The organism is Streptomyces griseoloalbus, from assembly GCA_014650015.1.
In the GTDB taxonomy this organism is placed as follows: domain Bacteria; phylum Actinomycetota; class Actinomycetes; order Streptomycetales; family Streptomycetaceae; genus Streptomyces; species Streptomyces griseoloalbus.
The window spans coordinates 1-710 of record BMUD01000108.1 but is presented as its reverse complement, the minus strand read 5'-3'; the positions used below and the strand labels follow the sequence as shown (position 1 = coordinate 710).

Below are 710 nucleotides of genomic sequence, written 5' to 3'. Positions count from 1 at the left end.
GGTTCGGATCTCATGGTGGATTTGCCTGCCATGATCGACTCCTACACCCTTCAACCATCTATTCCGTCAGATGGCGGCACTGTCACTACTGCGTCTCCACGTCACTCCTGAAGGTAGTAACGGAATATTAACCGTTTCTGCCATCGGCATCGCCGTTCGGCTGAGCCTTAGGACCCGACTGACCCTGATCCGATTAGCGTTGATCAGGAAACCTTAGTCTTTCGGCGAGGGGGTTTCCCACCCCCTTTATCGTTACTTATACCTACATTTGCTTTTCCAGACGCTCCAGAATACCTCACGGTACGCCTTCGACGCCGACTGGAATGCTCCCCTACCGATCATATCAATGATCCCACTGCTTCGGTAGACAACTTAATACCCGATTATTATCCACGCCCGACTCCTCGACTAGTGAGCTGTTACGCACTCTTTGAATGAATGGCTGGGTCCAAGCCAACATCCTAGCTGTCATAGGGACCAGACTTCGTTAGACTAACTCAGGCAGAACTCCGGGACCTTAGACGGCGGTCTGGATTCTTCTCCTCTCGGGGACGGACCTTAGCACCCGCCCCCTTACTGCCGGACTGCAGACCGTGAGCATTCGGAGTTCGTCAGGACTCGATAGGCGGTGAAGCCCTCTTGTCCTATCGGTCGCTCTACCTCTCACGGTGACCATCCGACGCGGCACCTAAATGCCTTTCGGGGAGTAC

At 54.1% G+C, this 710-nt stretch carries 1 rRNA gene; it reads right to left on the bottom strand.

Annotated elements, in window-relative coordinates:
• A 23S ribosomal RNA gene (locus tag IE178_RS37145) occupies positions 1–710 on the bottom strand; the annotation flags it as partial.